Genomic DNA, 11,681 nt, shown 5'->3' with positions numbered 1-11,681 from the left:
AGAATATTTTTAATCATCAAATCATTACCTAAGTAAATTCGCTATACTCGAAACATAATAATTTAGACACGATGAGGAGGGTTAAATGGCTAAGTTTTTAAATACGAGCGCGACCAATTTTTTCTTAGAAGAACTGATAAAAAATGCCAAAGAAAGGTTAATTTTAATTAGCCCATATTTACGTTTAAATGACCGTATTAAAGAATTACTTGAAGATAAAGATCGACTCAAAATTGATATTCGAATCGTTTATGGAAAAAGCGATTTACATCCTGATGAAATAAAATGGATGCAAAAACTTGATTTTGTTCGGCTCAGTTTTTGTAAAAACTTACATGCTAAATGCTATCTCAATGAATCTGAATGTATTATTTCTAGTCTAAATCTTTATGAATTTAGCCAAATTAATAATAACGAAATGGGCATTTTGATTCGCAAATATGAAGATCAAGATGTCTTTAAAGATGCTTATGAAGAAGCGCAACGTATTATTCGTATTAGTGATGAAGTTAGAATTAGTTTAGATGAAGTGAAAGCCGAACCAACAAATGAATCTGTTGAAGAAACCAATGACAATAATGTTGGTAAATTAACATCATCTAAACTTGCAGCAAAACATAAAATGAAAACCAATGAATTGTTGGCTCATTTTACCGAAAAAGGCTTATTAAATATCAATGATGCTGGAAAGCACATACTCACTCAACAAGGCAAAGACGTAGGTGCAGAATTTAAAACCAGTCAATATGGTGGATATTTTTTATGGCCTGAAAATATTGAATTATAAACACCAATCAAAATTACAATAAAAAGCATCCATTACTTTTTTGAAATAATGGATGCTTTTTCTAAATTAAATCAGCTTAAACCGCCAAATCGGCTAAATTACCTTTTTGCTCTAACCACACTTTACGGTCTGCAGAGCGTTTTTTAGCCAGCAATTTATCCAATAAACCCGCGGTAAAATGACTATCATCCAAATCCAATTGCACCAAACGGCGTGTATTTGGATCCATCGTGGTTTCACGTAACTGACTGGCATTCATCTCACCCAAACCTTTAAATCGGGTAATTTGCGGATTTTTGGTTTTGGCTTTTTTCAGCGTATTTTCTAGCTCATCTTCATCTAGCGCATAATGCACATCTTTACCGTCATCAATACGGAATAACGGCGGCATGGCGACGTATAAATGCCCATCTTCCACCAAACTTGGGAAATGTTTCACGAATAAAGCACACAGCAAAGTGGCAATGTGTAAACCATCTGAGTCGGCATCGGCCAAAATACAAACCTTACCATAACGCAATTCAGATAAATCATCACTGCCCGGGTCAACCCCAATCGCAATTGCAATATCGTGTACTTCCTGCGAACCCAAAACCTCGTCCGAAGATACTTCCCACGTATTTAAAATTTTTCCGCGAATTGGCATGATCGCCTGAAAGTTTTTATCACGTGCTTGTTTGGCAGAACCACCTGCGGAATCACCTTCGACAATAAACAGTTCCGATTCTTCACGGGTTTGTCCCACGCAATCTGCCAATTTACCCGGCAAGGCTGGGCCTGAAACAATTTTTTTACGTTCTACTTTTTTCGCTGCTTTTAAACGACGACCTGCTTTGGAAATTGCCATTTCTGCCAGCTGCATGGCAATGTCAGAGTTTTGGTTTAACCACAAGGCAAAGGCATCTTTGGCAATATTCTGCATAATGCTTGCCGCTTCACGGCTCGATAAACGCTCTTTGGTCTGCCCTGAAAACTGCGGTTCTTGGAACTTTAACGATAAAATGTAGTTGACCCCATCCCAAACATCTTCGGCAGATAGCTTTAAATTACGCGGCAATAAATTGCGTAATTCACAGAATTCACGTAACGCATCGGTCACACCAGAACGTAGTCCATTGACATGCGTACCGCCTTGCGCAGTCGGAATCAAGTTGACATAACTTTCTTGAATTTGCTCGCCGCCTTCTACATTCCAGCAAATTGCAAACTCTGCACTGGCACGCTCTGCCTCACCTGTCGCCACAAAAGCAGGGGCAGGTACAATCTCTCGATCTTCCAGCTCATCCATCAAATAGTCGACTAGACCATTTTCAAACTGCCAGACAATTTTTTCATCGTTAATTTCATCAATGTAATGAATTTCTAAACCTGCAGCTAGTACCGCTTTGGCTTTTAAATTGTGTTTTAAGGCTTTTAGCGCAAATTTAGGTGAATCGAAATATTTAGCTTCAGGCCAGAAATGTACCAACGTACCCGAAGCACGTTTTGGGGCTTTGCCTTCCAAGACTTCTAAAGGTGCAGCAGCTTCGCCCTGATCAAAAGCCATTTTATACAGGTTGCCCTGACGCTGTACGGTCACTTCAACCCGACTGGACAAGGCATTCACTACAGAAATACCGACCCCGTGCAAACCGCCCGAAAATTGGTAGTTGTCGGTGCTGAACTTACCGCCTGCATGCAGCTTGGTCAGAATAATTTCAATCCCGCTTTGCCCGTATTCTGGGTGAATATCGACAGGCATACCACGGCCATTGTCTTCTACCGACAAAGAGCCATCTTTATAGACTTTTACGGTAATTTTATTGGCATGCCCTGCAAGTGCTTCATCCACCGCATTATCAATAACTTCTTGCGCCAAATGGTTTGGACGTGTGGTGTCGGTATACATGCCCGGACGACGACGTACTGGATCTAAACCAGATAAAACTTCAAGAGATTGAGCGGTATATTGAGACACGTTGTACTGTTTCCTTAAGCTAGGGAATCCGATAAAAATTGCAGTAACATCGGAATTTTGTCTGCAAAATCATCCATGGCATGATTGCCGTGCGCTTCAGTCATGATCATGGCCGAAGGTGAGGCAGCACTATAATAACGCTGCGCTTCACGATAATCCAAAACTTCATCGCCTTGTTGCAATAACACCAATATTTTGTCTGCATCTTGCGCAACTGGCAACGCAATGTCTGCTAAGTCATCCAATTGCGCTGCAGTTAAGCTCCAGTTCGGATGTACCACATAGGGCAGCACATCGCCAAACAAGTCCTGAAACAATTGCCATGGTCGCATAGCAGGGTTAATCACAACAGCAGGCACATGATGCTGTGCGACCAGTTGTGTCGCATAAAAGCCGCCTAGACTGCTGCCCACCAATGCCACATTGGGCAAACGTCGAATCAATGCCGATACGTTTGCCAAAACCTCTAAAGGTGGAGCATTTAAATCGGGCAAATGCATCTGAATACCAGGGCGATGCTGCTGCACATAGGCATACAATAGCTGCCCTTTCATGGACAAAGGACTACTTTGAAAACCATGTAAATAAATTAAATTCATGCGCGACATTTCTTAGTAACACCATTCAATTTTTGGCTGATACAGCACTTATTTTGCGTTTTTAATTTAATTTTCATGGAAAAATGCAATTGTTAGACAAAAAGATGCGAACATCTTGGCAGTCATCGGTATTTTACAAGTAGTTCAAGATGAACACGATAAAATAAAAGTATCGGGTTTGGTGACAATTCATCTAAAAATTTGCAGTTCTGTAAATTCATGAAATGCCAGCAGACCCTTGAGTTTATACCGCGAACCCAAGTAAAAATAAAGCGTTCGGTATATGGGAACACAAGGGGCAACACAGTATGCCAAGTTTAACACCGCTGCATGAAACGTATTGTAGATGGGATCGTACACCTCCAAGTCAGGCCGATATCTTAGAAGGCTTGGCACAGTTGGTCAGCACGCGCCTGAATGCCGTGATGAGCGAAGTGATTCAAACCATTCAGCGTGAAGTTTTGCTCAGCGTATTTGGCATGAGCGAACAACGCTCGCAAAAGTTTCAAAAAACCGCAACTTTTCAAAAGTTGTATAAGTTTGCCTTCCACAGCTTACAACAATACGGCTATCACTTTGTTGCACCAGGTTTACGTCAAATCATTGCGCAATTTCCCAACTTACATGACAAAGCACTCACGCCAAGCCTGCATTTTTTAGTCGGTGTACTGAATGGCGTACTGGGAGATTATCTACTCGAACAGCAAAATCCGCTCGCCTTACCTATGGTGCTCTATGACCATTATGGCGAAGTCCAACAAGGCGATTTGTCTGGACGTGTGGTAATTTTTGTGCACGGTTTATGCCGCAATCACCTCGATTGGACTACACACCAATTTGGTGGTTTTGGTGAAAAATTACTGGCACAACGTGACCATAACACCATGTTATATCTGAATTACAATACAGGGCGTCGCATTTCTGCCAATGGCCGCAGTCTTGCCAATACCTTAGATGATTTAATTCAGCGTCATCCTAAAATTACCAGTATTGATTTAATTGGGCACAGCATGGGTGGCTTGGTGTCGCGCAGTGCGCTGTTTTACGGCAAGCAAAATTTGCAGCACTGGATTCACTTGGTCGAAAATCTGGTCTGTTTAGGCTCACCACATCACGGAGCAGTGTTGGAGCGTTTTGGTTTCCATTTACAGGAAAAATTAGGTCGCTTTCCCATTGTGAAAATTGTCGGGCATCTGGTCAATATTCGCAGCAACGGCATTTTAGATTTGCGCTATGGCAGTGTGCGAGATGATGACTGGGAACATAATCAGGCACGAATTGGACAGGTCGATGACAACCGCAAACCCGCACCTTTGCCGACCCATATTAATGCTTATTTCGTGGCAGGCAGCATTGAGTTTGAGAAAAAGCAGAACCTGACCCGCAAAGTCATTGGCGATTATTTAGTCAGTATAAAAAGTGCTTTGGGGGAACATCCTAACCCACGTTTTCAATTAAAACTGCCTGAATCGCACAAAGCTGTGTTCTATGGTCTGAACCATTTTCAGTTGCAATATCATCCGAGTGTGGCTGAGCAATTGGTGAAATGGTTTTATCCTGCGCATGAAGAAGTGCCAGAGCAGCAAATTCGTGAGTTTATTGGTGATTGGTCAAGCTTAGAAGGCATCGCGCTCACCTAACATAGTCTAAACAGTTCAAAATACCCTACAACACGATGATTTTTAGATAGATTATCAACAGATACACAAAAAAAATGCGCCATCGCAATTTTATGGATGACGCATTTTTATCAATTCAGTGGGTAGGCTCCCGGAATTTATTTTTTCTTCACTTTGCCAAATGTAGTCGATGCCACAAAAGGATAGTTACGCAGCAATTGCCATAAACTAATGATCGCCAACACGCTAAAGAACAGCAATGACCACACAGGTAAAGACTGCCCTAAGAACGTCCAGTCAATCACAGCACATTCACCTGAACCCGACAGTACTTGTTGCAATACGGCTTTCATGGGTAAGGCATCTACCAAATAATCTAGCCCTGGACCGCAGCTTGGCACTTGATCAGGCGGTAAGTTTTGCAGCCAAACATGACGTGCTCCCACACCCACCGACCATAAAATTCCAATACTGCCGAACAGCGCATAAATACGCTTAACCACGTTAGATTTAGGGTTATGCACAAAGGCAATCAGTGAAACCAAGCCCAATACAATTAGGCCCACCCGCTGAAAAACGCACAGTGGACACGGCGCTAAACCTTGCACATGCTCCAAATACAATGCAAATGTCATCCCAATGACACTGGCTAAAAATAAAACACCACTTAGCAGACGATAACTCAATTGCATGTTTAAATCCCTGAACTGTTATCTATATTGTGCGACATAGTCTGCAAAACTCAGACCTTGTGCTTGTTCAAGTTGTTGTTGTTGCTGAATAGATTGCACTGCAATTTCATCAAAATATGTTTGTGTTTCAGGACGAAGCGTATGTTGTTCATACGCATGTGCATGTTGCTGCGCCATATAACTGCCAAAGCCCCACGTACCACCATGACGAATAGTATCGGCAATCATGTGTGCCGACAGAGTTTCATCGACTTCATGCAAACGCACCATCATGCGTTCTAAAGCTTGAGAATACAGCTGCGTCGCATAACTTTGGTCGAGTAAAGCAGCCAAAGGTTGCATGGCGGTGACATACTGCTGTCCCCACGCTTCAATTGGGGTTTTAACATCGCTCTCTTGAATGTGCGCATTTGGCGCACGCCCACGATTGACCACTTCGGTCTGATTTTTTTCGATGATGCTTTGTTCCGCATCTAACAAGGCTGGGCTGTCTTGCAACAAACAATACAATGCTAAGACTTCCAAAAAGCCTGCGGTATGTTCATCTATCCCAATTGGGCTATACGGATTAACATCTACCGCGCGTAATTCGACATAACCAATACCACGATTGGCAAGTGCTTGAGATGGGGTTTCACCCTCTTGTGGCACTTGTTTTGGGCGCACTAAACTATAGTACTCATTTTCGATTTGCAGCACATGGTCATTAATTTGAATTGGCTCACCCGTAGCATCATCTAAACCTAAGCGGCTAAATGGCAAGTACGGGGTTTTCACGGCTTTTTGCAAACCATCTAAATAACCTGTTAAGTCATTGTAATGAATACCAAGTTTTTTCTGCGCCGAGTTTTGATAGCCAAAGTTACCCATACGCAACGCAGTCGCATACGGTAAATACAACGTGCCTCTTAACAACGGCAACAAATGATGTTCACGCCCTGTCATAAAACACTGACAAACCGATGGACTCGCACCGACTAAAAACATCACCAATGGCGTTAAACGAATAAAGTTACGAATTAAACCTAAATAACGATGACTACGATAATCTTGCAAACTCAGTGCTTTGAGCTGCTCATCACTTTCATGTTGTTGCAAGGCGGCAAATAAATGTTCAGGGAAGGATAAATTATAATGCACCCCTGAAATGGTCTGCATACGGCGACCATAGCGCACACCTAAACCACGGCGATACAAGGTTTTAAAGCGCCCAATATTGGAGCTGCCATATTGCGCCAGTGGAATACCGTCATCGGTTTCATCGAGCATACACGGCATCGACAGCGGCCAAAGTTTTTCACCTTCGCCTAAGTGTTGATGCACCACGCTATGAATATCTCGCAAATAATCAAGCGCGTGTTGAATGCTGCTTTGCGGTGGAGTAATGAACTCCATCAACGCTTCGGAATAGTCCGTAGTAATATGCGGATGTGTGAGTGCCGAACCCAAGGCTTGAGGATGTGCTTGCTGCGACAAGAAGCCATCGCTTTGCATACGCAGACTTTCGCGTTCAATCCCGCGCAACATCCCTTGAAGCAACGCAGCGTCTACCCATGTTGGTAGAACATCTTGCGCATTTGGTTCGGGTTGACTCATTACACTCTCGCTTAATCCAATACACTACAAATACGACATAAACCACAGGCTGATTTTGGGTCGGTGGCAATTTTCTCTATCATGCAGATGATCTGAGATGAAATTGCTACCGTTCAAGTATAACTTGATTTGGCATCAGCACATGCGCTTGGGCTGTTTTTTCTAACAAAATGATGATTTTGGGGCATGCTGACATTTAATAAAGTGGTCAACGTCAATAAATTTTAATTTGGCAATTTTTTATCACAAAGTTGCACTATAAGACATGCTAAATTTGTGATTTTATAATCAAAAGAACAGAGGTAAATAATAAAGCGTATGAATTATCAGGATTTTTTAGATTTTTGGTTTTCTCCTGCTGCGGAACCGAACTGGTTTGTCAAAAGCGCAGAGTTTGATGCCGTGCTTGCAGAAAAATTTACCGATGTACTGCAACAAGCGGCACAAGGAGAACTATGGACATGGCGCGAAACACCTGCAGGTCGTTTGGCTGAAATCATTATTTTAGATCAATTATCACGTAATTTATACCGTAATGACCCGCGTGCCTTTGCCCAAGATGGAATGGCCTTGGTGTTGGCACAAGAAATGATTCACTTAAAATTGGATCAGGACTTAAACCCAACCGAACGTCGTTTTCTATATATGCCGTTTATGCACAGTGAATCCAAACGTATTCACGAAGTCGCATTAACGTTGTTTGAAAGTTTGAATGACCCCACCGTGTTGGGCTATGAACTGAAACATAAAGTGATTATTGACCGTTTTGGACGTTATCCACATCGGAATCAGGTGTTGGGACGTCCTTCGAGTGCAGAAGAACTTGAGTTTTTAACCCAACCCAATAGCAGTTTCTAACTGGCGAGCTTGTCTTGGCTGGTTGATGTGTACAGGAGCTTTCACATGAAATATTCCCTACTCGGTCTTGCCCTTGCCAGCAGTTTGCTGTTTACAGGCTGTGCCACGACATCCTCTAAACCTCTCAGCTTTGAGCAGTTGGGGCAATACAGCACCACACCACTGAATGCGCAAACCTATCGGATTAGTTTTTTAGCGGGTCATAACATGAGTTTTGGCACTGCAGAAGAAATTACTTTGGTGAAAGCAGCACAAACCACGCTGCAACACGGTTTTCGCTTTTTTAAAGTTTTAGATGATCCGAGTAACCGTAGCCAGAAACCACCTAGACAAGCCGTGGTTTACCCTGCACCAAGTTACTATCCGTATAGCTATTCGCCGTATGGATATTATCATCGTCGCGCACCATTCTGGCCTGACCCATTCTATGATATGCCGCAAGTGGTGACCCTCGATCCGACTCAAGTGTCTTACACCATTCAGTGTTTTAAAGATCAAAAATCTGCACCTGAAGATGCCTTTGATGCGAGCCTAATTTTACAATCACTGGGGGCAAAATATGGTTTAAGTCCCACAGGACAACCATTACCCCCACCAACCTCTGCCCCTGCCGCGCCCTAATGAGATAAGGATGCCTGCATGAATACAGCGTCTGACCACACTTTAACGAGCAGCTCGCAGCATAGCTCTCCGAGCCTGCAACGCAGTAAACGCTTTGCCACCATTGCTTTAGTGATTGCCGTGCTGGCATGGCTGGCATTAATGCTGACCGCAAAATTACTGCCTGAATATACGTGGTTGATTCACATTCTAATGCTGTCTGCCGAAGCAGGCGTGGTGGGTGGGCTAGCAGACTGGTATGCGATTACGGTGCTGTTTCGCAATCCTTTTGGCAAAATGCCAATTCCTAAATTCTTACGTGATCACACCGAAATTATTCCACGCAACAAAGACCGTATTGCCGAGTCGATGGGGCGCTTTGTGCAGGAAAACTTTTTATCGCCACAAGTGGTGCAAAAAAGCCTGCATAGCACTGACTTATCCTTAGCCGTGGGTAAATGGTTGGCGAATCCGCAAAATAATGCGCAAGTGACCCAAGTCATTCAGCAAACTGTACCGAAAATTTTTGAATTTGTCGGGCAAGAACAAATTGGGCGCTTTATTCAAAGCAACAGTGTGCAATGGGTTCGCAACACGCAGGTCAACCACTTGGCCAGTGAAATGCTGCGTGCAGTTTTGGAAAATGACTTCCATCAGGATGTGCTGCAACACGGTTTAGACCTTGCCCATGACTGGATGCTGAAACATCCTGAAAAAAGCCGTGAATTGACCCGTCAATTATTTAAAGAACTTGGCGTGTGGAAACTGGCCAAAGGTGCGAGCTGGATTGGAATTGATGTGCAGCAACGCACTATAGATTCTTTACTGCAACGGGTCGAATCCATGCTGGCAGACCCTGAACATCCTTGGCGACAAAAAATTGAAGAGGCTGGGCAGCAACTCATGTTACAACTGGCAGATAACAACAGCAGTGCCAGTCTGCGCCTAAATGACACTAAAAATGCCCTGTTAGACAGCCCACAAGTCTTGAGTTTTATCAGTGGTGCCGTGGTCATTCTCTGCAATGCGATTAAGGAAGATTTACAAAAACCTGATTCAGGAATTGCGCAAAACCTGCGTGTTGCAATTCAGCAAGTCGGTGAAAATATTATTGCCAATACCGCAGTACGTCAGTTACTGAATGAAAAAATGAGTACGATTGCGGTGAATTTGTCTGATCAATATAGTGAAAAAGTGATTCGTTTTATTAGTGAGCGTATTCATGAATGGGACTCACGCGAAATGATTGGCAAAATTGAAAACGAAGTGGGTGGTGATTTACACATGATTCGAGTCAATGGTGTGGTCGTAGGTGCATTTATTGGTCTAGGATTGGGGGTTATTCGGGCATTGGTGGAGTTGATTTGAGGCGAGTCTTTTATTTCACCCCATTACTTTGGCTTGAGCAAACGATCTGGTTGCTGAGTTAATGGCAGCTAAACTTTGTTATTTTCTATTTTTCGGGTTGTAAATTTAGGCAAAATTTATTATCTTAAAAATAAGGTCGCCTACCATACTTACGCATGAGTAGAAAAGGGATTTAAACTATAAATTTATAGTCATCAAATTATGTCTGAAATTTAATTTTCTTAAGTATCAACTCGTTTGGTTCTTAGCATTTAAACATGCGTTGCTAAAAGTCTTAAGACACCAAAAAATTCTTTGAATAAGAGTTTAGAGTTGAAGATAGAGAAAATTATGTCTATTCAAGAATTCGCATTTCAATTATCTAAAAAAGTTCAAGAACAACATTCTGTTAAGATTGGTCGTTCACATATTTATGAATTAATAGCATTAGATCAAGGCTATAAAACTTACAACGCATTTATTGCTCAAAACCTTTTACTCGGATCTGAATACGATGATTCTGAAGATTATTATCAACATGAATTAATTGATGCTCTAACTTTAGAAATATTGAACAATCCCCCTAAAACAGATTATTCAAATTATAACGAAGATGAACTGCATTGGGACGATTATGAAGGCCGTTCATTACTCGAGCATATTACAGCAATTATCATAAAACTTAAGAATCTCTTGAAAATCGATATTTCAGAAGAACTTTATTTATCAATTTCTAAAACTATCTATCGAGAACTTTTATGGCTAAATTTAGAAGCCATTAACTTTAGAAGCTTAAGAGAAGGGTTAAGCTATATCAATTTTGAAAATGGGCCTGTAACTGATCTAGAATTTGAAGACGAGTATATTGAGTTTTCACAAATAGAAGAACATTTCGAAAAAATACTTTCTTATGCAAAAGAACGAAACAATGTAGATGCCCATGCTTTAATCGGATCTTATTACCGATATTTAGCTAATCAGATTGCACCTTATGGTCGTTCTGGCTCAAATTTTGGAAGCCAATGGGACAACAATAAACAAAAATATATCCATTCTGACGAAACTAAGAAAAATAAAGCTCAGTATGAAGAATATATAAAACAAGCTGAATATTTTGAATCTTATAATCAAAACTCACCACTAAATCTAGATGAAATTAATTGGGATGCCGATACAGAAACAGTCTATAAACAAGTTCTATACTTGTGTAATCGTGGTGATATTGATGCAATTGAATATTTTCTTTACGAAAAAATGTTCAAAACTGATGAAGAAGCATGGCTATACATCTATATAGCACAACATTGTGATGTTGATTTTACTCAAGATGACTTCAGAGCTTACAATGCCTACACTGGAGAAGATTATGACGACTATGGGCCTATAGCAATTTCAGGTCGTGAAGCAATTCAGTATGCTATAAATTTGCCTGAGTTAAATAAAGAAAAAGACGATTTAGCTCGAAAGCTTGCCCAAGAGTTATTTGAAGAAATTTAATTTAGTATCTCAATTTATAATATCTAAAATGGGAGTTATTGCACTCCCATTTTTAGTTCTTGCAGATAGTATCTCTGGGTATTTAACAAACTGGTCTATGAATCTTTAAATCCCTAAAATACCTATCCC

10 protein-coding genes are annotated in these 11,681 nt (G+C 41.5%); 6 read left to right on the top strand and 4 right to left on the bottom strand.

The annotated features are described in order from the left end of the window. The first annotated feature begins 85 nt into the window (after nt 1-85). Nucleotides 86-787 carry a phospholipase D family protein gene (locus tag FTU58_RS06710; protein WP_004974184.1) on the top strand — a complete coding sequence of 234 codons (702 nt, stop codon included), beginning with the start codon at nt 86-88 and terminating at the stop codon, nt 785-787. A 76-nt stretch (nt 788-863) separates the two neighbouring features. Here FTU58_RS06710 and parE read toward each other — a convergent pair whose 3' ends face one another. Together parE and FTU58_RS06700 are read right to left on the bottom strand one after the other, a co-directional pair. Beyond that, nucleotides 864-2,744 (bottom strand): DNA topoisomerase IV subunit B, encoded by a 1,881-nt coding sequence (gene parE, locus FTU58_RS06705; protein ID WP_004974183.1) that lies wholly within the window; start codon nt 2,742-2,744, stop codon nt 864-866. A gap of 14 nt (nt 2,745-2,758) precedes the next feature. After that, on the bottom strand, nt 2,759-3,343 hold the full coding sequence (locus FTU58_RS06700; protein WP_179988760.1) for a YqiA/YcfP family alpha/beta fold hydrolase: 585 nt from the start codon (nt 3,341-3,343) through the stop codon (nt 2,759-2,761). A gap of 308 nt (nt 3,344-3,651) precedes the next feature. Here FTU58_RS06700 and FTU58_RS06695 point away from each other — a divergent pair, with 308 nt between their 5' ends. Continuing rightward, entirely contained in the window at nt 3,652-4,983 is a 1,332-nt protein-coding gene (locus FTU58_RS06695; protein ID WP_154320171.1) for an alpha/beta fold hydrolase, read from the top strand. 137 nt (nt 4,984-5,120) lie between these two features. Here the strand turns inward: FTU58_RS06695 and FTU58_RS06690 are convergent, their stop codons facing one another. Together FTU58_RS06690 and gshA are read right to left on the bottom strand one after the other, a co-directional pair. Further along, the gene (locus tag FTU58_RS06690; RefSeq protein ID WP_180062243.1) at nt 5,121-5,654 is read right to left on the bottom strand and encodes a disulfide bond formation protein B; all 534 of its coding nucleotides are present in this window, start codon (nt 5,652-5,654) and stop codon (nt 5,121-5,123) included. 18 nt (nt 5,655-5,672) lie between these two features. Further along, nucleotides 5,673-7,250: a glutamate--cysteine ligase gene (gene gshA / locus FTU58_RS06685; RefSeq protein WP_180062242.1), complete on the bottom strand. Its 1,578-nt coding sequence runs from the start codon at nt 7,248-7,250 to the stop codon at nt 5,673-5,675. Nucleotides 7,251-7,568: 318 nt separating this feature from the next. Here gshA and FTU58_RS06680 point away from each other — a divergent pair, with 318 nt between their 5' ends. The 4 genes from FTU58_RS06680 (at nt 7,569) to FTU58_RS06665 (ending at nt 11,552) form a co-directional block, all read left to right on the top strand. After that, a complete protein-coding gene (locus tag FTU58_RS06680; RefSeq protein WP_180062241.1) occupies nt 7,569-8,108 on the top strand; it encodes a DUF924 family protein in 540 nt (179 codons plus the stop codon). A gap of 45 nt (nt 8,109-8,153) precedes the next feature. Continuing rightward, on the top strand, nt 8,154-8,729 hold the full coding sequence (locus tag FTU58_RS06675; RefSeq protein WP_104852739.1) for a hypothetical protein: 576 nt from the start codon (nt 8,154-8,156) through the stop codon (nt 8,727-8,729). 18 nt (nt 8,730-8,747) lie between these two features. Continuing rightward, nucleotides 8,748-10,076, top strand: coding sequence for a DUF445 domain-containing protein (locus tag FTU58_RS06670; protein ID WP_180062240.1), 1,329 nt, complete (start codon nt 8,748-8,750; stop codon nt 10,074-10,076). A 330-nt stretch (nt 10,077-10,406) separates the two neighbouring features. Further along, the gene (locus tag FTU58_RS06665) at nt 10,407-11,552 is read left to right on the top strand and encodes a hypothetical protein (protein WP_180052242.1); all 1,146 of its coding nucleotides are present in this window, start codon (nt 10,407-10,409) and stop codon (nt 11,550-11,552) included. Nucleotides 11,553-11,681 lie beyond the last annotated feature (129 nt).

Source organism: Acinetobacter sp. YH12120, from assembly GCF_013418795.1.
Lineage (GTDB): Bacteria > Pseudomonadota > Gammaproteobacteria > Pseudomonadales > Moraxellaceae > Acinetobacter > Acinetobacter towneri.
This window is presented reverse-complemented; position numbering and strand designations above follow the sequence as displayed.